We start from the raw sequence: 19,648 nt of genomic DNA, 5'->3' as shown, positions 1-19,648 counted from the left end.
GGCGCTTGCTTTGCCTGGCTTGCGAGGCGTAATATATTTGCCACCATGATACTCGTATGCCCCGCCTGTGACACCCGCTACGCAGTGCCCGATAGCGCCATCGGCGCGGACGGGCGCACGGTGCGCTGCGCGCGCTGCCGCCATAGCTGGTTCCAGGAAGGGACGGAGCTCGATCTGGAAGCGCTGGAAAAGGAAGCATCGGGCAAGCCCGAGCCCGAGCCTGCCCGGAGCGAGACTGGACAGCGCGAGACTGGACAGCGCGAGCCTGAACGCCAGCCATGGCACGACGTACCCCCGATCGGCGGGAGCGAGCGCGAAGAGCCCGCCCCGGCGGATGATCGCTCCCAATTCTCGGCGGAGCCGCCGTTCCGTCCGCGCCGCAACCCGGTGAAGATGTGGGGCATGGCCGCCAGCCTGTTCGCCGTCATTTCGGTCGGGACGATCGCGGCGGTGAGCTATGCCGGCCTGCCCGACTGGGTGCCCGTCAGCCGTCCGACCTTCGCGACGAACGAGCCGGACCTCGTGCTCGAATTCCCCGCCGACCAGCAGGATCGCCGCACGCTGCCCGACGGCAGCGAATATTTCGGCGTGGCGGGCGAGATCAGGAATGTCGGGCGCGAGACGAGGCCGGTGCCGCCGGTCCTCATCGTCCTGTACGATTCGCGCAACCGCAAAGTCTACAACTGGGAGATCCTGCCGCGGCAGGGCCGCCTACAGCCGGGCGAGACGCTCAGCATCAACGAAGCGATCACCGACCTGCCCAAGTCCGCGCGCTTCGCGGAGATCGGCTGGAGCCCGTCCTGACACGCGGCGGCGATGGCCTTCGTCGAGATTAGTACCAGATTGTGAAGCAAAGCCGCTTGCAGGGTGCGAACACCCCTGCTAGTGGGCCGCTTCCTCACGAGCGGGCCCTCGCGGCGCGCTTCGAAATGAGCCTTGTGACAGCAGGGCATGTGTGCGGTCGTGGCGGAACTGGTAGACGCGCAACGTTGAGGTCGTTGTGGCCGCAAGGCCGTGGAAGTTCGAGTCTTCTCGACCGCACCAACATTTTCCCGGGCGCGATGGTTGCGCCCGCCCCCAAAACCATCCGTTTGTCGTAACGATGCCCGATACCGCGGATGCCGGGATTGGACTTGCGCGCGCGCCCGCCTAAAAGACGCGCCCGCCCTTCCTCTACCGGCAGACAAGCGAGCCCCGGCATGTCCAGCGATGCGACCCCCAACCAAGGTGCCTGGCGCTTTGCAGTCGACCGCGGAGGGACATTTACCGATGTCGTCGCGACCACGCCCGACGGCGCGCTGGTGACGCACAAGCTGCTGTCCGAAAATCCGGGCCATTACGACGATGCCGCGACCGAAGCGGTGCACCGCCTGATGAAAGAGCACGGCGAAGGCACCATCGCCGAACTGCGCATCGGCACCACCGTCGCCACCAACGCGCTGCTCGAACGCAAGGGAGAGCGGCTCGCGCTCGTCACCACGCGCGGGTTCGGCGATGCGCTTCGGATCGGCACGCAGGCGCGGCCCGAAATCTTCGCGCGGCACATCATCCTGCCCGAGCAGCTGCCCGCGACCGTGATCGAGATCGACGAACGCGTGAGCGCCGATGGCGACGTCCTGCAGCCGCTCGACGAGGACGCCGCGCGCTCCGCGCTCGAAGCCCTGCGCGCCGAGGGATTCGAAGCGCTCGCCATCATCCTCATGCATGGCTGGAAATACCGGGCGCACGAGGCGCGGCTGGCCGAAATCGCGCGCGATCTCGGCTTCGCGCAGGTCAGCGTCAGCCACGAGGTCGCGCCGCTGATCAAATACGTGCCGCGCGGGGATACCACGGTGGTCGACGCGTATCTCTCGCCCGTCCTCAAGCGCTATACCGACGGCCTGCAGAAAGGCCTGCCGCCGGTCGAGCGGCTGCGCTTCATGCAGTCGAACGGCGGCCTCGCCGAAGTCGGCGCCTTTCGCGGCAAGGACGCGATCCTTTCCGGCCCCGCGGGCGGCGTGGTCGGCATGGTCGCAGCCGGAGAACCGCTCGGCCATCGCAAGCTGATCGGCTTCGACATGGGCGGGACCAGCACCGATGTCGCGCATTACGCGGGCGAGCTGGAGCTGGCGGCGGAGAACCTCGTCGCAGGCGTGCGCGTCGCCGCGCCGATGATGCAGATCCATACGGTGGCGGCGGGCGGCGGCTCGATCTGTTCCTTCGATGGCGCGCGTTTCCGCGTCGGGCCCGAAAGCGGCGGCGCGGACCCGGGGCCCGCCTGCTACCGCAAGGGCGGCCCGCTGACCGTCACCGACTGCAACTTGGTCTTAGGCCGGATCGACCCCGCCTTCTTCCCGCATGTCTTCGGGCCAGATGGCGACCAGCCGCTCGACCCCGAAGCCTCCAAGGCCCGGCTCGAAGAAATTGCGAGCGCCCTTCCCGAGCCCAAGCCGCTCGACGAGATCGCGCGCGGTTTCCTCGCCATCGCGGTCGACAACATGGCCAATGCGATCCGCAAGATCTCGGTCGCGCGCGGGCACGACGTGACCGAATATGCGCTCGCCTGCTTCGGCGGGGCGGGCGGACAGCACGCGTGCAAGGTGGCGGACGAGCTGGGGATCGAGACCGTGCTGGTCCATCCGCTGGCGGGCATCCTGTCGGCCTACGGCATCGGCCTCGCGCCGGTTAAGGCGATCCGCGAGGTCAGCCTGGTGCGCCCGCTGCACGACGACTTCGCGGACGACCTCGCCACGCTGGAGGCCGATGCCCGCGCCGACCTCACTGCGCAGGGCGTAGCCGAAGATGCGATCGAGCTGACCCCGCGCGCGCGGCTGCGCTTCGAAGGCAGCGATTCGATGCTGACGGTCGCCTGCACCGATCCCCACGCGATGGACGCGGCGTTCCGCGTGCAGCACCGCCAGCGCTACGGCTATTCGGACAGCGAGGCCGCGATCATCGTCGAGGCGCTGAGCGTGGAGGCCAGCGGCACCTCGGGCGGGCTCGAACACGCGACGATCGAGCCGGTCCCAGCCGACGGCACGCCTTCGGGCGACTGGCCGACGCACGAGCGGGCCGCGCTGACGTCCGGCCAGGCGGTCACCGGCCCCGCGCTGATCATCGATCCGGGATCGACCACGGTGGTGGACGAAGGCTGGGAGGCGACGCTCGCCCGCGAGGGCAGCCTCGTCCTGACGCGCGCGGTTCCGCTGGAGCGGGAGCGCGCTGCTGGCACTGAAGTCGATCCGGTGAAGCTGGAGATCTTCAACAACCTCTTCATGGCGATTGCCGAGGAAATGGGCGTGGTGCTCCAGAACACCGCGACCTCGGTCAATATCAAGGAGCGGCTCGATTTCTCCTGCGCGCTGTTCAACCACCAGGGCGAGCTGATCGCCAATGCACCGCATATCCCGGTGCATCTGGGCAGCATGGGCGAAAGCGTCGCACGCGTGCTCGAGGTGCGCGGTCTCGATGAGAATGGCGAGCCCAGGGACGGTCGCGGCATCCGGCGCGGCGATGCCTATGTCCTCAACGATCCCTTCCGCGGCGGAACCCACCTGCCCGATATCACGGTGATCGCCCCGGTGTTCTACTCGGACGATGGCGACACGCCTGACGCCTTCGTGGCGGCGCGCGGCCACCATGCCGATATCGGCGGGATCGCGCCCGGCTCGATGCCGCCCGAAAGCCGCACGATCGAGGAAGAAGGCGTGCTGATCGACGCCCTCCTGATGGTCGACGAAGGCACTTTCCGCGAGGATGCGGTGCGCGAAGCGCTGGCCGATGCGAAGCATCCCGCACGGCGCCCGGACCGCAACCTGTCCGACCTGCGCGCGCAACTGGCGGCCTGCACGCGCGGCGCGGAACTGCTCCACCAGGCGGCGGGCGATCGCGGGGCCGAGATGGTCTCGGCCTATATGGACCACGTTCTTTCGAATGCGGAAGAAAGCGTGCGCGCGCTGCTCGGGCGGCTGGAGGACGGCAGCTTCGCCTATCCTATGGATAACGGGGCGCAGGTGAAGGTCGCGATCCGGATCGACGATGCGAACCGCTCCGCGGTGTTCGACTTCACCGGGACGAGCGATCAGCAGGACAACAATTTCAACGCGCCGCGATCGATCACCCGCGCCGCCGCGCTCTACGTTCTGAGGACGCTGATCGACGATCCGATCCCGATGAACGACGGGTGCCTGCGCCCGGTCGAGCTGGTCGTGCCCGAAGGTTCGATGCTCAATCCGCAGCCCGGCGCGGCGGTGGTCGCGGGCAATGTCGAGACGAGCCAGGTGGTTACCGACTGCCTGTTCGCCGCGACCGGTCGCCTCGCGCCCAGCCAGGGCACAATGAACAACTTCACCTTCGGCAACGAGAACCACCAGTATTACGAGACCATCGCGGGCGGATCGGGCGCGGGCCCCGACCATGACGGGACCAGCGCGGTGCAGACCCACATGACCAACAGCCGCCTGACCGACCCCGAAATTCTCGAAACGCGCCTGCCCGTGCGGCTCGACCGCTTCGCGATCCGGCGCGGCTCGGGCGGCAAGGGCGCGCATGTCGGCGGCGACGGGGTGGAACGGCGGATGACCTTCCTCGAAGACATGCGCGCGAACATGCTCGCCAACCGGCGCGCCGTGCCCCCGCGCGGCATTCGCGGCGGCGGCGATGCCCTGCCCGGCAGGAACTGGGTCGAGCGCGGCGACGGCACCCGCGAAAACCTGTCGGCGACCGAGTCGGCCGATATGCGCCCCGGCGATGCCTTCGTGATCCTCACGCCCGGCGGCGGCGGTTTCGGCGATCCTCCCCAGAATGGGGAGGGGGACCAGCCGCAGGCTGGTGGAGGGGCACCCTCGAAGTGATAAAGACGGTGCGGTACATGGTTGGCCGAAGCGGCCCCTCCACCATGCTTCGCATGGTCCCCCTCCCCGTTTCGGGGAGGATTTCATGAACTACTGGCCCCTGATCGGCATTGCGCTGGTCGTCATCGGGTTTGCGCTCAGGTTCAATCCGCTGCTGGTGGTGGTCGGCGCGGCGGTCGTGACGGGGCTGCTGGCCGGGCTCGATCCGGTTTCGGTGATCGAGGCGCTGGGGCGGGCGTTTAATGACAACCGCTACATCAGCGTGACCTGGATCATCCTGCCGGTGATCGGCCTGCTCGAGCGGTACGGATTGCAGCAACGCGCGCGCGGTCTGATCGAGAGCGTGCGCGGCGCGACCATGGGCAAGCTGCTGGTGATCTACCTCGTATTTCGCCAGCTGACCGCCGCACTGGGTATGAAGGACATCGGCGGCCACCCGCAGGCGGTGCGGCCGCTGGTCGCCCCGATGGCCGAGGCCGCCGCCACGAAGTCCCACGGCGACCTGCCCGACGGCGAACGGCAGAAGGTGCTCGCGATGTCGGCCGCGACCGACAATGTCGGGCTGTTCTTCGGCGAGGACATCTTCTTCGCCATCGCGTCGATCCTGCTGATCCAGGGGGTGTTCGAGGCGGCTGGCTATCCGATGTCGCCGCTCCAGCTCTCGGTCTGGGCGATCCCGACCGCGATCTGCGCCTTCCTGATCCACTCGAGCCGGATCATGGCGATGGACCGGCGGCTTGGACGAATTTCTCCCCCATCGGGGGAGGGGGACCATCCGCAGGATGTTGGCGGGGCTAGCTTGCCGAATTCCGATCCGGTGCCCCTCCACCCCCACGCTGCGCGTGGCGGTCCCCCTCCCCGTGCCGGGGAGGACCGGTCATGATCACCTACGAATGGCTCTATGTCCTCTCGGGCATCTTCTTCGCCATCTGGTCGCTGCTGAGCGCGCTCGACCGGAGCAACGGCAAGCGCTGGGGCAATGCGGCGTTCTGGGGGCTGCTTGCGGGCAGCTTCCTGTTCGGCAGCCATATCGGCGATTTCGCCAACGGGGTGCTGGTGCTGGCGCTGGTCGGCATTGCGGGCGTCGGCGGGCTGGGCCGCAGCGCCCCGCCGACGACCACGCTGGAGGAGCGGCTCAACTTTTCGCGGCTGAAGGGCAACAGACTCTTCATCCCCGCGCTGATCGTGCCCTTCGTCGCGGTCGCGGGGACGCTGCTCTACAACTATACGCCCCTGAACGAGACCGGCCTGTTCGAGGAACGCCGCGAGACGCTGCTGCTGTTCGCAATCGGCGTGCTGGCGGCACTCGTCGTCGCCATGGCGTGGTTGCGGCCTCCGCTACTGGCCCCGGCCGAGGAAGGGCGCCGTCTGCTCGACTCGATCGGCTGGGCGGCGATCCTGCCGCAGATGCTCGCCGCGCTGGGCGCGGTCTTCGCGCTGGCGGGCGTGGGCGATATCATCGGCAGTCTGGCGGGCGCGGTGATCCCCGAAGGCAGCGTGCTCCTGACGGTGATCGTCTTCTGCCTCGGCATGGCGATCTTCACGATGATCATGGGCAATGCCTTCGCCGCCTTCCCGGTGATGGCCGCCGCTATCGGCATCCCGCTGCTGGTCGAGGGCTACGGCGGCAATCCGGCGGTAATCGGCGCGGTCGGAATGCTCGCGGGCTTCTGTGGCACGCTGCTGACCCCGATGGCCGCGAACTTCAACATCGTGCCCGCCGCGCTGCTCGAGCTAGACGACCAGAACGGCGTCATCCGGCAGCAGGTGTGGACCGCGATCCCGCTGTGGGTCTGCAATGTCGCGATCATCTATGTGGGAGCGTTCCTCCTGTGGAACTGAGCGAAGACACCGCCCGTCGCTTCGCGCAGGCCGCACTCGGCCACGTCGCGCGCGAATACCCGCACAAGCTCGACCATGTGATGGACGGCGACGCCGACGTCCGCCCTCCGCGCGCGCTGCATCCGGTGTTTTTCGGCAGCTTCGACTGGCATTCGTGCGTTCACGGCTGGTGGACGCTGCTGACGCTGCGGCGGCTGTTTCCCGAGATGCCCGAGGCCGCGCGGATCGCCGAACTGGCCGAGAGCAGCTTCACGCCGGAGAAGCTGGCGGTGGAACTGGCCTATGCGCAGCGGCCATCCTCGCGCGGGTTCGAGCGGCCCTATGGCTGGGGCTGGCTGCTCTACCTCCATCACGAAGCCGCGCGCCACGATGCGCGATGGGCCGCACGGCTCGAACCGTTGGCGCGCCATTTCGCGAGCGCCTTCAGGCAGTACCTCGCCGTGCTGACCTATCCGGTCTTCGTCGGCACGCATTACAACACCGCCTTCGCGCTGACGCTCGCGCGCGAATGGGCGGAGGACCGCGATCCGGAGCTGGCCGGAGCGATCGACGCATGGACCCGCGCCGCCTTCGCCCATCGCAGCGACTATCGCGGATGGGAGCCGGGTGGCGACGAGTTCCTCTCCCCCGTCCTCAGCGCCGCGATGCCGATGCGCCATGCGCTGCCGCCCAGCGAGTTCGCCCGCTGGTTTGCGGCACTCGTGCTCGACAATGGCTGGGTGGAGCGGCTCGAGCCCGCGAGCGTTTCGGACCGGAGCGACGGCAAGATCGCCCATCTCGACGGGCTCAATCTCAGCCGCGCGTGGTGCCTGCGCGCGATCGCGCCCTGCCTGCGTGCCGAGGATCGCAACCTGCTCCATGCGATGGCGGCCGCGCATCTCGACGCCGCCCTGCCGCATGTGACGGGCGACTATATGGGCGAGCACTGGCTGGCCAGCTTCGCGCTGCTCGCCCTGCTGGCCGACGCCCCGCGCTGAGCCGCCCGCCTATTCGGTCGCGACCACGTTGTCGTCCGAGTTGCGGTCGATATATTTGTTGTAGGGATCGATCCCGGCGAATGCGGGGCGACGATCGGTGACCACGCGGATGGTCTGGGTGCCCGAACGGACCGGATAGCGCGCCATCGAGATCACATCGTCCCGGTCGAACGCACCCAGTCCGGGTTTCTCGGCAAACAGGCCGATCTCGATCTCGTCGGTCAGCATCGCCTGCCGCTCGCGGCCCTCGCCATCGGCGTAGAACTTCTCCGCATCGACCTCGACCACGGTTTCGAACCTGCCGTCCTCCAGCTCGCGCACGTTCGCTTCCTCCGCCGTGAGGTCGTAGAGCGTGATGCGGCGCAGCAGGTCCTCGACCAGATCGCGCTCGCTCTCGTTGCGGGCGAGCGAGACGAAACCGCCCACCAGGTCGTTCGCGTTGGCGTAGGGCGGGCCCTGGAACTTGTAGCGATCGATGAGGCCGGCGAGCATGGCGTTGACGCGATCCTCACCCAGCCGGTCCTGCAGCAGGTACATCGCCACCGCGCCCTTGCGGTAGTGGATGTAGCCCTGGTTCTCGACCCGTTCGAGCGGCAGTTCCTCGATCGCCTCGCTGCCGCGCGCCGACAGGTAATTGTCGAGCTCGTACTTGAGGAAGCGGCGGATTTGGTCCTCGCCGTAGAGATCCTTCATCACCATCAGCGCGGAATATTGCGCCAACGTCTCCACCAGCATGGTGCTGCCCTGCTGGTCCGAACTGATCAGCTGGTGCGCCCACCACTGGTGGCCCAGCTCGTGCGCGGTGACATAGGTGACGTAGTCGATGTTCTCCGCATCGGCATTGTCGGCGATGAAGCCCATGTTCTCAGAATAGGGTATCGTCCCCGCAAAGGCCTGCGCGAAGCTGGCATAGCCCGGGAATTCGATGATCCGCGCATAGTCGAACTGGTACTCGCCGAAATTCGCCTCGTAATAGTCGAGGCCCACTTCCATCGCGTCGAGCATCCGCTCCACGTTGAAGTCGTGGCTGGGGTAGTGATAGATTTCGAGCGTCACGTCGCCGTGCTGGCGCCGCGCGACTTCGTAATCCGCCGACTGGATCGAGAAGAACGCGAGGATCGGCTGCTGCGAGACGAAGCGCGCGATCCGCCTGTCGCCCTCGACCACGTCCGACACGCGGCGGCCCGGCGCGATCGGCGTCTGGCCCGCCACGGTCGACACCGTGATGTCCGACGTGACCCACGGGGCATTGCCGACATAGTTGCGCTGGCGCGCGCTCTCGTCCTCCAGCTTGGCGGGGCGCAGTTCGGCCGGCAGGTCGTACTTGCGGCGCGTGGCGCGATCGGTGAGCAGGCCCGCGCGGTCCATGCCGATCTGCGGCACGAACTCGCTGTTGTTGAGGAACGTGCCGTTCTCCACCAGCCGCGTATCGTCGCCCTGCGCGCGCATGGCCTGCTGCCACCTGCGGGTGGCGAAGGTGAACACGCCTTCCTCGCCCGGGGCCAGCGGCGTATCGAAGCGATAGATGCGGTAGCGGTTTTCGGCGTCGTCCATTTCCAGCGTCGCACCATCCATCTCGATCGCGCGGATCTCGGCATTGGGATCGGTCAGGCGCAGGTGCAGCTGCTCGATCGGCCGGTCGGTATCATTGACGAAAGCGACCCGTCCGCGCGCTTCCATCCGCGTTTCTTCGGGATAGAGATCGACGGTCAGGCGCATGTCGCTCGCCGCGGGCTGGGCCAGCGTTTCGTATTGCAGGTACTTCTTCTCGTAGGCGGCGAGCATCGCCTCGACATCGTCGCCGGTGGTGTATTCGCCGACGACGTTCATCTGGTGGTAGATGTATCCGCCCGTCACCGCCGCGACGATCAGCGCGCCCGCGAGGACCGCCCCCGATGCCGAGCCGAGCCGGCGCGGCATCTGCCTGATGCGGGGCAAGAGTGCCGCATCCGCGCCACGACGCCAGAGCATGTGCGCCAGCACCGCAAGGGCAAGCGCGATCGCGCCCCAGTAGAGCCGCAGCCACCAGCCCGTCGCCCAGCCCACATTCGCGCCATTGATGTCGGAAACCCGCAATTCGCCCGTATCGCCGTAAAGGAACAGCGGATGTTCGAGGCCCAGGCTGGCGAGCACGAAGGTGCCGATCAGGAACAGCACCATGATCCCCCACCCTACATATTTGTTGGGGCTCAGCGCCTGCACGAACACCGCGAGGATCGCGATCAGGACCATGTCGACCGCCATCGGCAGCACATACCAGGCGAGGTACTTGCCGACCTCGTAATCGGTATAGCCACGCAGCGTCTGGATCAGCATCGCCGCCAGCACCGACACCAGCAGGGTGGCGATCAGGACGAAGGCGACCGCGATGGTCTTGGGAACGAGGTAGGACCAGCCCGGCACCGACGTGGAATCGATGATCTCGTGGAATTTCCTGTCGCGATCGCGCCACACCAGCTCGCCGCCGTAATAGATCGCGATGATGATCGGGATGATCACGAAGCTGCCGATCAGCGGCTCGATCAGCGAGAAGGTGAGCGGCCGCGCGGGCGTGCCGTAGATCTCGTTGCCGAAATAAAGCCCGCCGAAGGCGTTGAACAGGCCGAGCAGCAGCAGGACGAAGAAGGCCGGACTGCGCACCACCTGCCCCATTTCGAACTTCGTGCGCGCCCAGCCGCGCGCCCAGCCGGCCTTCTCGGGCGTGGCATCGGGCAGCGTCTCGACCAGCGTCGGCTGCTTGCGCGCCAGCTTCGCCTGCTTCTTCGCGGCCTTGCGCGCCTTGCGGGCGGACACCGCCTTGCTCGCGAAGCGGAACCGCCAGTAGGCGAGCGCCAGCATGGCAAAGGCGACGCCCAGCCAGATCGCCCGGTTGAGCAGCAGCGGACCGGTCAGCGGCGGAATCCGCGTGTTGGATTCGGCGGCCGTCCAGTAACGGATTGCATCGCTGAAGGCGGCGATGCCGAAGGGCTCGATCACGCTCGCCGTCTCGCGCCATTCGGGCTGCGAGGCGATCACGCCGTTGAGCACGATATACAGCACCAGGAACAGGACGACGCCCACATAGGTGTACATCATCGAGCGGGTCATGGTCGCGATCGCGAAGAACAGCGCGCTGGTGAGGAAGATGCCCGGCAGTGCGAATACCAGATAGGCGACCGCATAGTAGGCGAAGCGGTTGGCGCCGAGAGTCTCGGGATCGAGCCACGGCATCAGCGACCCCAGCCAGATGCCCAGCGGCACGACGAGGAAGGCGAGCGCGGCGGCGATGAAGGCGCCGGTAAAGCGCCCGAAGAGGTAGCTGAACTTGCTCACGCGGGTGGATCGGATCAGCGGCCCGAAGCCGCTTTCCTCGTCGCGCACGATCACATTGGCGACGAAGGCGGTCGTCACGAACATGAAGAATATCGTCAGCACCAGATGGGTGGTGACGATCGCGACGGGCGCGTTGAGATTGACATTGCCGCCCCCGCCGATGGTGATGTCGTCGCTCGCCATCGCGCCATAGGTCAGCAGGAAGAAGATAACCGCCGCGACCCAGAACACCGGGTTGCGCAGCTGGTATCGCAGCTCGAAAAGCGTGATCTTGCCGAACATCGCGTCTTCCCCCCTCAGGCTGCGACGTCGGCGGACGCGGCCGGGCGGCGCGCGGTGGCGAGGGTGGAGAAATAGACATCCTCCAGCCCGCCATCGACCGTCGTGAATCCGGGCCCCGGCGCGCCGTCGGACAGCACGTGGATGATCGTCTGGCCCGCGAAGAGCCGGGTCGAGATCACTTCATGCTGCGCGCGCATCTCGTCCAGCTCGCCGCGATCGATCGTCTTCGCCCACACTGTGCCGCGGGTCTGCGCGATCAGATCCTTCGGCGCGCCTTGCAGGCTGATCTTCCCGTCGATCAGCACCGCCATGCGCGGGCACAGGTCGGCGACATCCTCCACGATGTGGGTCGACAGGATCACGACCACGTTCTCGCCGATCTCGGCCAGCAGGTTGAGGAAGCGGTTGCGTTCTTCGGGGTCGAGGCCAGCGGTAGGCTCGTCGACGATGATCAGGCTGGGATTGCCGATCAGCGCCTGGGCGATGCCGAAGCGCTGCCGCATCCCGCCCGAGAAGCCCGCGATCGCCTTCTTGCGCACGCCCCACAGGTTGGTCTGGTTGAGCAGCGTCTCGACCGTCGCCTTGCGGTCGCTGGCCGAGGAAATGCCCTTGAGCACCGCCATGTGGTCGAGCATGTCATAGGCTGAAACGCGCGGGTAGACGCCGAAATCCTGCGGCAGATAGCCAAGCTCTTCGCGCAGCGCCTCGGGGTTCTGGAGAACGTCGATCTCGCCGAAGCGGATGCTGCCCTCGGTCGGCGTCTGCAGCGTCGCGACCGTGCGCATCAGCGTCGACTTTCCGGCGCCATTGGGGCCGAGCAGGCCGAACATCCCCTTAGGAATCGACAGCGTCACGTCGTCGAGCGCGCGCGTGCCATTGGGATAGACGTGAGTGACGTGGTCCAGTTCGAGCATTGATCGGTTTCCCTCCACCATTGGTCGAACCTATCAGAACGCGGCCCGGCGTCTATCGACACAGATCGACTGGCCTATGTCGCTGGTCGATGACCGACTCGGCCACGCGCGACGATTTGCGCTTGCGCCGATTTCTGGCGTGCAGAAAATCTCGGCAATCACTTTTTTCCGCTTCAATCGAAATGAATATAAAACAAAGCGCTTTTGTATAAATACGCTTTTAACCTCTCTCGCGCGCGACTCGGCCACTTATAGATCTGTGTTTTACCTTATTGCGCCCCCTCGGATTTTGATCACAAATGGCACGCTGAAGTAGAACCGACTCGAATTGGCTCGGTCGGGCGCGCGGGGAGATACTCCATGACGACGAAGCCCGATGGCTGGCCCAGGAACATCAAGCTTCATTCGCGAACCTACCGCAACTGGTCGCAAACCATCGTCGTCGACGACCTGTATACCTGCGAGCCGGCCGATGCGGACGAAGTCGCGCAGGTCTGCAACTGGGCGAAAGACCAGAGTCCCCCATGGCAGGTTCGCCCGCGCGGCTGCCGCCATGGCTGGTCCCCGCTCACGATCGGCGAAGAGACGAAGCCGATGGCCGATCTGATCATCATGGACATGACCAAGAGCCTCACCTCGCTGGAGATGATCCCGGCGAGCACGGGCAAGCCCCCGATGGTCAAGGCGGGCGCCGGCGTGACGATGGACGCGCTGCTCACCTTTCTGCAGCAGCAGTCGGGCGGCAGCGGCACGGCGAACGGATACAGCTTCGCGCACACGCCTGCGCCGGGCAACCTGACGGTCGGCGGCGTCCTCGCGATCGACGGTCACGGCACCGCGATCCCCAACGACAACGAGAATTTCGACACCGCCTATGGTTCGCTGAGCAACCAGATCGTTTCGTTCGATGCGGTCGTCTCGGACGACAGCGGTACGTACGCGGTCAAGACGTTCGAGCGCGGCAGTGCGGAGACCGATGCACTGCTCGTCCATGCCGGACGCCTCACGATCGTGAGCGCGACGCTGCAGGTGATCGAGAATTACAACCTGCGCTGCCAGAGCCGGATGGACATCCACTGGCAGGACCTTTTCGCCCCGCCGATAACCTCGGTCGAGACACCCGACAGCCTCGATTCCTTTCTGGAGCAGTCGGGCCGGGTCGAAGCGATCTGGTATCCCTTCACCGACGAGCCGTGGCTCAAGGTCTGGACCGCGATGCCGACGCAGCCAGCGGGATCGAAGCTGGTCACGGCGCCCTACAACTACCCCTTCTCGGACAATCTGCCGACGATCGTGACCACGCTTCTCAAGGCCCTCACCTCGGGCCTGCCCAGCCTGACACCGGATTTCGAGAAAGCGTTCGCCACCTTCACCAAGTTCGAACTGAGCAAGAACGGCCTCAGCGACCTGTGGGGCGCGTCCATGAACACGCTGCTCTACATCAAGGACGAGACCCTGCGCGTCACCGCCAACGGCTATGCGATCCAGATGAAGCGCGCCGACGTGCAGCAGTCGGTCCACGACTTCGCCGTGCAGTTCAACGACATGCTTCACGCCTACCAGGCGAAGGGCCGGTACCCGGTCAATGCTCCGCTGGAGATCCGGGTGACCGGCCTCGACGATCCCTCGCACATCGTCACACCCGGCGGGGGCGATGCTCAGACGCCGCTGATCTCTGCCCTGACCTGCGACGAGGACGCCAGGTCGAACGGGTGGGACTGCGCGGTCTGGTTCGATGTCCTGACGCTGCCCGGCACGAAATACGAGAACGACTTCTATTCCGAGCTGGAAGACTGGTTCGTGCAGCGCTTCCCCGCGCCCGAGTATCGCCTGATGCCCGAATGGTCGAAAGGCTGGGCCTATACGGAAAAGGGCGGCGCATGGACCAATGGCGAGTTCTTCGCGATGATGCGCGAGGCATTTTCCGATGGCCGCGATGCGACCAGCGACTGGAATTACGTCGTCCGGACAATGGCCAAGTACGACAGCGCCGGCCTGTTCGCGACACCGCTTCTGAGCGAACTCTTCGTCGATTCTCTCTGACCTATAGAAGAGACCTCTTCGATTTCATAAACATACCTTGTATGGCGCAAAAATAAGCCTCGGGAATTCAACGTCTAGTATCATTTTCATTTCGTTAGGTAATTATATCTGCCCATAAATGACTTCGATTCTTGTTGACTCGTACAAGTGTTGGATGCAGTTTTGCTTTGTCGGAAAACATTTCGGCGACAATGCAGTACAAGACGTGCTGTCACTTTCCACAATTGCTGGAGGTTTACGCCATGATCAATAAGGAAGCCAATAGTCTCAAGGCTCTCGAAGAAGAGCGTATGAACGCCGCAATGGAGCAGGAGCTGAGCGACGATCAGCTCGTCCAGCTTGCCGAAGGCGCAAGCTCGTGGGGCGCCAACTGCAACAAGGCGTGCTGATGACCTGAAGCAGCGGCGGCCGGTCTCCGGTCGCCGCCGTGCTCCAGGCATACCGGCGGCAGAACGTAGAGTTCTGGCCCGCAGGATCGAAAAGACTGCAATGGCTGCTGCCCTTGCATTGCTCTGACTGAATGGTCGCGGAAGGGGACTGGTGGCCAGTTTCGACGTCTTTTGGCCGGAGATTGCCTCTCATCTCGACCGCACTCTCACGCCGGTCGAGCACGACCACTGGCTCCGGCAGTTCCTTCGCTTCATTCCCGCCTCGACCTCCGAGTTCCTCGGCTTCGAAACCCGGCTCGGCGACCGCAACGGGCCGACCGACTGTGCGCTCAACCTCAACCCCGCCGCGCTCGAATGGCTCGCCGGCAGGACTGCGGGCATCGCTGCGCCGACCGGTCCCGTGTGGGACAATATCCGCTCCTTTCTCGAACTCTGGTCCGCGACATCCGCCAGCCCCGGCGCCGACCTGACGCGCATCTGGCTCGAATTCGACCAGGCAAGCGCCCCGCAGATGCTGCCCAATCTCATGTTCGGCTATTTCCCCGGCGGCCACGATCCCATGCGCACGCGCGAGTGGCTGGTCGACCGGGCGATCCCGGCGGCGCTGGGCACGCCCCTCCCCGACCCCACGCGCGCCCGGCTGGAGGCTGGCCTCGACTGTTGCGGCGGGGCGGACGATCTGCAGATCGGCCTGATGTCGGCGCGCGCCATCCCGGCGGTGCGGCTGTGCGTCTTCGACCTCGCTCCCGAGGCGCTGCCCAGGCTCGCCCGCGCGATCGGGTGGGACGGCGATGTGTCGCACGTCGCGGTGCTGGTGGAGGCGTTGCGCCCGCACGCGGATTTCGTCGGGCTGCATTTCGACATCGCCCACACCGCCCTCCCGCGGATCGGGATCGAGCCCGGCTTCACGGCCTCGAGCTGGGCGCGCCAGCCCCACCGCGAGCCGCGCTGGCAGGGCCAGCTCGACGTGTTCGCCGCCGAGGGCGCGCTCGTCCCGGAGAAACGCGACGCGCTGCTCGAATGGCCGGGGCACGAAGTGGTGACGCTCGATACGCGTCCGGTCGCCCTGCTGCGGGGCCTCAGCCATCTGAAGCTCGTGTTTCAGGGCGACGGCAGCACCGAAGGCAAGGCCTACTACGGCATCGCGATCCGCGATCTCGCCCAGGGCAACGACACGGCGACCTCCGATGCTGTCGCAGCCTGACATCCGCCCGGCCTCGCTCGCGGTGGCGAGAGAGCATGCGCGCGATTTCCTGCTCGCCGCACAGCGCGAAGACGGCACCTGGCACGACTTCTTCCTTCCGGCAGGCGAAAGCAACGACTGGGTCACCGCCTATGTCGCAGGCGCCCTCGCCACCACCGGCGATGCCGAGGAAGAAGCCGCCGCACGGCGCGGCTGGAACCATCTCAGGAGCGCGCAGAAGCTCGGCGGCGGCTGGGGTTACAACGCCGCGACCCCGCCCGATGCCGACAGCACGATCTGGGCATTGCGGCTGGCGCACGCCATCGGCGAGGGCGCGAGCGGCGAGGCAGCGCACGGATACGAGTTCCTCGCATCGCATGTCCGCCAGGGCGAAGGCATCGCGACCTACGCCAGCCAGAGCGCCCCGCGCGACTATGTCGGCCTGCCCGCCACGGTCGATTTCAGGGGCTGGGTCCGACCCCATGTCTGCGTCACCGCCGCCGCGGCGGCCCTGCCCGGCCCCGTCGGCGAAGCGGCGCGCGCGAGCCTGCCGGCCATGCAGGCCGCCGATGGCCACTGGCCGAGCTACTGGTGGTTCGATCCCGGCTATGCGAGCGCCGAGGCGGTCGATGCGCTCGGCCCGGGCGAGGCTGCCGACGCGGCGATCGCTTTCGCACGCACCCGGATCGATGTCCTGCTGATGATGGACGAACCGCCCGCTTTCGCGCTCGCGCAATGCATCCGCATCCTCGCACGCTGCGGCCGGCACGTGCCCGATGCTGCGATCGCCATGCTGGCAACCGGGCAGGCCGGGAACGGCAGCTGGCCCGCCTCGGCCAGACTGCGCGTCCCGCGCCCGGACCGGATCGCGCCCGAGGAGGCAGGATGGCGGCAATGGACCGGGCTTTCGCAGGCGCCGCAATCGCTCGACGATCTGCTCGCGATGACCTTCACCATCACCAGCCTCGACCATCGGCGCGCATTCACCACCGCGACCGTGCTGCGCGCGCTCGATGCGGTGGCGCCATGAACGCGGCGAGCGATCTCGCGCCGCGCTCGCAAGCCGCATCGGTCAGAGGCGCGATCGAGCGCGACGGTTTCGTGGTTCTTCGCAGCGCCATCGACCCGCGCTGGATCGCAGCGCACCGCCCCGCGCTGCGCGACTATGTCATGGCGCGTATCGAGGCGATGGACGACGGCGCGCGCGCGACGGGAGCGAGCACGACCTCGCCGACGTTCAAGCTGACCGACGCGCCCGAGGAGGTCAGGGCCTTCGTCACCGGGGAGCGGATCGGGGCGATGGCGGCGGACCTACTGGGTGTGGACGCCGTGCGGCTCCTGCATTTTTGCGGCTTCTTCAAGCCTGCGGGCGGTGCCCCGACGCCGTGGCATCGCGACGACGCCTTCCTTCCCGTCGATACGCCCCAGGTGGTGACCGCGTGGATCCCGCTCCTCCCCGTCGATGCGACGATGGGGATGCTCGGCTTCGCCGCGCCGGAGACCCGGGACGGCGCAGGCCCGCCCGCACGGGCGGTGACCACCGGCGCGATGGAGCCCGGCGACATATCCTTCCATCTCGCCCGCACGCTGCATTGCGGCGGCGCCAACACGAGCGACGCGATGCGCGAGGCGATCGCGATCTGCTTCTATGCCGACGGAGCGCGCATTTCGGCAGACGATGGCGCGCCCTTCCGCGCCGCGATGCGCGCGCATTATTTCGCCGAGCTCGAACCCGGCGATCGCGCGCGGAGCGACGCCAATCCGGTCGTCTTCCCGGCCCCGCCGCGCGTTTCGGGAGTACCGCAATGACCGCAGCCGTTTCACCCAGAGCCACGTCGGCCATGCCGCCGGTCGACACACCCTACCCGCTGGCACAGGACGATCTCGATCGCTTTGCGCGCGACGGACATGTCGCGTTGTCGGGCGTGCTCGATGCGGACGAGCTGGCGACCTATCGCGACGTCATCGGGCGGGTGGTGGCCGACAATCTCGACAGCGATCATGCCCTGCACGACGATGTCGGCGCCTCGGCCAACAACTGGCAGTTCGTCAACAATCTTTGGACGCTGGACAAGGACGCGCGGCAGCTGATCATGGCGCCGCGCCTCGCCCGGATCGCCGCCGCGCTGCTCGATGAACCGCGCGTCCGGCTGTTCCGCGACCAGTCCTATTTCAAGGGCGCGGGCGGCGCGGGCACGCCGTGGCATCAGGACGGGCTGTTCACGCCGCTGGCACCGCAGAAAATGGTCACCGCGTGGATCGCGCTCAACGACATGAGCCCCGAAAGCTCTCCGATGACCTATGCTTCGGGATCGCACCGCGATGGCTTCCTCGGCCTGTCGCCCGGCGGCGAACCCGCGATGCGGCATTTCGAAAAGAGCCTCGTCCACCAGGGCTATCGCCTGACCACCTACGACGCGCTGAAGGCAGGCGATGTCGCCTTCCACGCGGCGTGGACGATGCACGCGACCTTCGCGCACAGCGCGCCCGTGCCGCGCGAGGCGGTGGTCATCCTCTATGTCGCCGACGGAGTGCGGGTCGTCGTCGATCCTCCGGAAGGTCCGGCGGTCGCGCCCTACCCGCAGATCGCGCAGGTTCGCGCGAACAGCCGCGCAATATCGCTCGCCGGGCTGGCCCACGATGCCCCCGCCGATGGGCCGATGGTGCCCGTGGTCTATGATCGCGCGGCGGACCCATGGGCCTGACGTGCGAAGCACCCGCGCCAGCCGGCCTTGCTGCGCTGCTCGGCGCGATGGATCGCGACGACTTCGTCAGCCGCCACTGGGGGAAGGAGCCGGTCGTGATCGACGGTGCGCCGGACCGCTTCGACGGGCTCATGGCGACCGGCGACGTCGATCGCCTGCTCCATTTTGCCGAGCTTCACCCGCCGCGCGACATCATGCTGGTCAGGGAAAGCCGCCACTACGACGTGAACTGGATGGACGATCGGGGCCGCCCGCGCAGCTATCAGGTCCGCGCGGCCTGGCACGACGGCTATTCGATCGTCCTCAACGACGTGGCCCGGTTCTGGGAGCCGGTGGCACGCTATTGCGCCGCGCTGCACGCCGATATCCATCACCCGGTCGACGCCAATCTCTACCTCACGCCCGCAGGGACGCGAGGGTTTGACCCGCATTTCGATGTGATGGACGTGTTCGTCCTCCAGCTCGAAGGCAGCAAGGAATGGAGCCTGTGGGGCGAAGCGCGCGCGATGCCGCTGGCGGACGAGCATATGGCAATCGATCCGGCACAGCTTCCCGATCCGCGCTGGACAGGGACGCTCGCCGCGGGTCAGACGCTCTATATCCCGCGCGGTCACATCCACGCCGCGCGTGCGACCGACGAGCGATCGCTTCACCTGACCATCGGCGTAAAGGTGACGACCTGGCTCGATTTTCTTTCGGCGGCGATGGAGGCTGCGCGAAGCGACCCGCGCTATCGCGAGTCCCTGCCGCTCGGCTTCCTCGACACGCCGCCGGGCATGGAAGATGCGCTGGCGGAGCGGGTGGAGGCGCTGCCGTCTTGGATCACTCTCGGCGGTGGCCGCGCCGCGCTCGCGCGCACCATGACCGACGCGGCGCCGCTGCCCCGCGAGGGTCTGCTGGCCGAAGACGTGCCGCTGGGGAAGGATACCGCGCTCACCCGGCGCGAGGGCGTGATCTGCGTGGCGGAAGGGGACACCGGCCAACCTGCGCTGATCTATAGCGGCGGCATCCTGCGCGGACCCGCCAAGATCGCCGAGGCGATCGCCTTCGTGGCCGCCCGGCGCGACTGGTCGCCGCAGGACCTTCCCGGACTTGGCGAGCGCGAAGCCCTCGTCCTCGCGCGGCGTCTGGTCAGGGAAGGCGTGGTCCATCCCGCGGCGCGAAAATAG

General features: G+C 66.8%; 14 protein-coding genes and 1 tRNA gene. 13 read left to right on the top strand and 2 right to left on the bottom strand.

Features of this window, described 5'->3' with window-relative positions:
• Positions 1-45: 45 nt before the first annotated feature.
• The 6 genes from DL238_RS05995 to DL238_RS05970 all read left to right on the top strand — a co-directional run bounded on the left by DL238_RS05995 (position 46) and on the right by DL238_RS05970 (position 7,651).
• Positions 46-804, top strand: coding sequence for a zinc-ribbon domain-containing protein (locus DL238_RS05995; protein ID WP_115491431.1), 759 nt, complete (start codon positions 46-48; stop codon positions 802-804).
• 153 nt (positions 805-957) lie between these two features.
• Positions 958-1,044 (top strand) — tRNA-Leu (locus DL238_RS05990).
• Positions 1,045-1,199: 155 nt separating this feature from the next.
• Positions 1,200-4,832 carry a hydantoinase B/oxoprolinase family protein gene (locus DL238_RS05985; RefSeq protein ID WP_115491430.1) on the top strand — a complete coding sequence of 1,211 codons (3,633 nt, stop codon included), beginning with the start codon at positions 1,200-1,202 and terminating at the stop codon, positions 4,830-4,832.
• An 85-nt stretch (positions 4,833-4,917) separates the two neighbouring features.
• Positions 4,918-5,715, top strand: coding sequence for a DUF969 domain-containing protein (locus DL238_RS05980; RefSeq protein WP_234030982.1), 798 nt, complete (start codon positions 4,918-4,920; stop codon positions 5,713-5,715).
• Positions 5,712-6,674 (top strand): DUF979 domain-containing protein, encoded by a 963-nt coding sequence (locus DL238_RS05975; RefSeq protein WP_115491429.1) that lies wholly within the window; start codon positions 5,712-5,714, stop codon positions 6,672-6,674. Before DL238_RS05980 ends, DL238_RS05975 begins: the two co-directional genes overlap by 4 nt.
• Positions 6,665-7,651 carry a DUF2891 domain-containing protein gene (locus tag DL238_RS05970; RefSeq protein ID WP_115491428.1) on the top strand — a complete coding sequence of 329 codons (987 nt, stop codon included), beginning with the start codon at positions 6,665-6,667 and terminating at the stop codon, positions 7,649-7,651. The genes DL238_RS05975 and DL238_RS05970 overlap by 10 nt, the downstream gene beginning before the upstream one ends.
• Before the next feature lie 9 nt (positions 7,652-7,660).
• On the opposite strand, the gene DL238_RS05965 is transcribed toward DL238_RS05970, so the two are convergent.
• Both DL238_RS05965 and DL238_RS05960 read right to left on the bottom strand, forming a co-directional pair.
• Positions 7,661-11,245 carry an ABC transporter permease/M1 family aminopeptidase gene (locus tag DL238_RS05965; RefSeq protein ID WP_115491427.1) on the bottom strand — a complete coding sequence of 1,195 codons (3,585 nt, stop codon included), beginning with the start codon at positions 11,243-11,245 and terminating at the stop codon, positions 7,661-7,663.
• A 14-nt stretch (positions 11,246-11,259) separates the two neighbouring features.
• Positions 11,260-12,159 (bottom strand): ABC transporter ATP-binding protein, encoded by a 900-nt coding sequence (locus DL238_RS05960; RefSeq protein WP_115491426.1) that lies wholly within the window; start codon positions 12,157-12,159, stop codon positions 11,260-11,262.
• Positions 12,160-12,519: 360 nt separating this feature from the next.
• Here DL238_RS05960 and DL238_RS05955 point away from each other — a divergent pair, with 360 nt between their 5' ends.
• The 7 genes from DL238_RS05955 (at position 12,520) to DL238_RS05930 (ending at position 19,648) form a co-directional block, all read left to right on the top strand.
• A complete protein-coding gene (locus tag DL238_RS05955) occupies positions 12,520-14,202 on the top strand; it encodes a cholesterol oxidase substrate-binding domain-containing protein (RefSeq protein ID WP_115491425.1) in 1,683 nt (560 codons plus the stop codon).
• Between the two features lie 242 nt (positions 14,203-14,444).
• Complete coding sequence (locus tag DL238_RS16075; RefSeq protein ID WP_181883841.1) at positions 14,445-14,591, top strand: hypothetical protein; 147 nt, start codon at positions 14,445-14,447, stop codon at positions 14,589-14,591.
• Between the two features lie 151 nt (positions 14,592-14,742).
• On the top strand, positions 14,743-15,795 hold the full coding sequence (locus DL238_RS05945) for a hypothetical protein (protein WP_115491423.1): 1,053 nt from the start codon (positions 14,743-14,745) through the stop codon (positions 15,793-15,795).
• Positions 15,779-16,804, top strand: a complete 1,026-nt coding sequence (locus tag DL238_RS16070; protein ID WP_181883840.1) for a prenyltransferase/squalene oxidase repeat-containing protein — start codon at positions 15,779-15,781, stop codon at positions 16,802-16,804. The genes DL238_RS05945 and DL238_RS16070 overlap by 17 nt, the downstream gene beginning before the upstream one ends.
• Complete coding sequence (locus DL238_RS05940) at positions 16,801-17,583, top strand: phytanoyl-CoA dioxygenase family protein (protein ID WP_181883839.1); 783 nt, start codon at positions 16,801-16,803, stop codon at positions 17,581-17,583. The genes DL238_RS16070 and DL238_RS05940 overlap by 4 nt, the downstream gene beginning before the upstream one ends.
• Positions 17,580-18,479, top strand: a complete 900-nt coding sequence (locus DL238_RS05935) for a phytanoyl-CoA dioxygenase family protein (protein ID WP_115491421.1) — start codon at positions 17,580-17,582, stop codon at positions 18,477-18,479. The genes DL238_RS05940 and DL238_RS05935 overlap by 4 nt, the downstream gene beginning before the upstream one ends.
• Positions 18,470-19,648: a cupin domain-containing protein gene (locus DL238_RS05930; RefSeq protein ID WP_115491420.1), complete on the top strand. Its 1,179-nt coding sequence runs from the start codon at positions 18,470-18,472 to the stop codon at positions 19,646-19,648. Before DL238_RS05935 ends, DL238_RS05930 begins: the two co-directional genes overlap by 10 nt.

The sequence above is a fragment of the Alteriqipengyuania lutimaris genome (assembly GCF_003363135.1).
GTDB lineage: Bacteria > Pseudomonadota > Alphaproteobacteria > Sphingomonadales > Sphingomonadaceae > Alteriqipengyuania > Alteriqipengyuania lutimaris.
The sequence above is the reverse complement of the archived record's forward strand: the minus strand, read 5'-3'. Positions and strand labels throughout refer to the sequence as shown.

Excerpts from the sequence above, each read along its gene's own strand:
- DL238_RS05995 (WP_115491431.1), top strand. The coding sequence starts at position 46 with ATGATACTCGTATGCCCCGCCTGTGACACCCGCTACGCAGTGCCCGAT.
- DL238_RS05985 (WP_115491430.1), top strand. The coding sequence starts at position 1,200 with ATGTCCAGCGATGCGACCCCCAACCAAGGTGCCTGGCGCTTTGCAGTC.
- DL238_RS05980 (WP_234030982.1), top strand. The coding sequence starts at position 4,918 with ATGAACTACTGGCCCCTGATCGGCATTGCGCTGGTCGTCATCGGGTTT.
- DL238_RS05975 (WP_115491429.1), top strand. The coding sequence starts at position 5,712 with ATGATCACCTACGAATGGCTCTATGTCCTCTCGGGCATCTTCTTCGCC.
- DL238_RS05965 (WP_115491427.1), bottom strand. The coding sequence starts at position 11,245 with ATGTTCGGCAAGATCACGCTTTTCGAGCTGCGATACCAGCTGCGCAAC.
- DL238_RS05960 (WP_115491426.1), bottom strand. The coding sequence starts at position 12,159 with ATGCTCGAACTGGACCACGTCACTCACGTCTATCCCAATGGCACGCGC.
- DL238_RS05955 (WP_115491425.1), top strand. The coding sequence starts at position 12,520 with ATGACGACGAAGCCCGATGGCTGGCCCAGGAACATCAAGCTTCATTCG.
- DL238_RS16075 (WP_181883841.1), top strand. The coding sequence starts at position 14,445 with ATGATCAATAAGGAAGCCAATAGTCTCAAGGCTCTCGAAGAAGAGCGT.
- DL238_RS16070 (WP_181883840.1), top strand. The coding sequence starts at position 15,779 with ATGCTGTCGCAGCCTGACATCCGCCCGGCCTCGCTCGCGGTGGCGAGA.
- DL238_RS05940 (WP_181883839.1), top strand. The coding sequence starts at position 16,801 with ATGAACGCGGCGAGCGATCTCGCGCCGCGCTCGCAAGCCGCATCGGTC.
- DL238_RS05935 (WP_115491421.1), top strand. The coding sequence starts at position 17,580 with ATGACCGCAGCCGTTTCACCCAGAGCCACGTCGGCCATGCCGCCGGTC.
- DL238_RS05930 (WP_115491420.1), top strand. The coding sequence starts at position 18,470 with ATGGGCCTGACGTGCGAAGCACCCGCGCCAGCCGGCCTTGCTGCGCTG.